The sequence below is a fragment of the Gilliamella sp. Pas-s25 genome, from assembly GCF_009795885.1.
Classification (GTDB): domain Bacteria; phylum Pseudomonadota; class Gammaproteobacteria; order Enterobacterales; family Orbaceae; genus Gilliamella.
This window is the reverse complement of the sequence record NZ_WTEV01000071.1, coordinates 1-1,081: the sequence shown is the minus strand read 5'-3', so window position 1 is coordinate 1,081 and position 1,081 is coordinate 1. Positions and strand designations below refer to the sequence as shown.

The 1,081-nt window shown below is 32.9% G+C and carries 2 protein-coding genes; both read left to right on the top strand.

All coding sequences use genetic code 11. The annotated features are described in order from the left end of the window. Window positions 1-620 (top strand): toxin glutamine deamidase domain-containing protein (locus GQ593_RS13335; RefSeq protein ID WP_237397771.1); only part of this gene is annotated, 620 nt, incomplete at its 5' end. Next, window positions 620-901, top strand: coding sequence for a YrhB domain-containing protein (locus GQ593_RS13330; RefSeq protein WP_160432462.1), 282 nt, complete (start codon window positions 620-622; stop codon window positions 899-901). The genes GQ593_RS13335 and GQ593_RS13330, both read left to right, overlap by 1 nt. Window positions 902-1,081 lie beyond the last annotated feature (180 nt).

Below are 1,081 nucleotides of genomic sequence, written 5' to 3'. Positions count from 1 at the left end.
AGGAGACGGGATTACATTATAACTTAAATCGTTATTACGACCCATTTACAGGCAGGTATATTACTCAAGATCCGCTCGGTATACTAGGCGGACTAAATAGTTACCAATATGCTGGTAGTGATCCGATAAATTGGGTGGATCCGTTAGGGTTGATTAAGGTTGAAAATAATGGGTTTGAGGGGGTTGCAGGAAAGGAGAAAACCAATACTACAATCAACGATACAGCTGGTTCTATACGTGATGTAAATCCGGGGTATCCTACAGAAGGTAGAACTCATAATTGCGTCAATTGTGTTATAGCTACTGATGCAACATTAGGTGGTAATCCAGCTTCTGCTTTACCGATTAATTCAAAAAATGGAGTTCCAATATCTGTGTTAGAAAAACAATATGGGACAAAATTTCAAAATATTAATGGTCCTAATAATATTATTGAGCAAATGACAAATGCGGGCTCAGGTGCAAGAGGTATTGTATTTGGTTCTTATGGACCAGGGCAACCAGGACATGTTTTCAATGTAGTGAATCAAAGGGGAATTATACGTTTTCTAGATGGGCAAACTGGCAAAGCTGCAGATATGAGCAAATTTAAATCTTTCAAATTTTTAAGGACTAATTGATGATTACTTTTTTTGAAGCAATAAATAAAGCTAAAAATTATTTAGCTGAATACGATGTTCCTGTAGAGATTACTGTAATAGATAGATTTTCTGAAGGATGGCTTTTTTGTTTTCAATCTAGAGAATTTTTAGAAACTGGTGATTTTTCAACACAATTAATAGGTAATTGTCCATTTATAATTGATAAAGATAGTGGAAAGATATACGAATTAGGAACAGCATATCCCCTAGATATATATCTTAAAGAGTATGAAAATAAAAAAAATAAAACTCAATGTTAATATCATAATTTACTATATACAAAATTTACCAGAATGGATATCTGATATCTGTCCCCTTAATAATCGACACTATTTTAATAATATAAATCAGGAAACTGGATCGGCTACACTAATTCATACAACTTTTTTAAGGGGTAAGGTAAACTTATCACCACTAAAAAAGGAACAAATATGAATAAG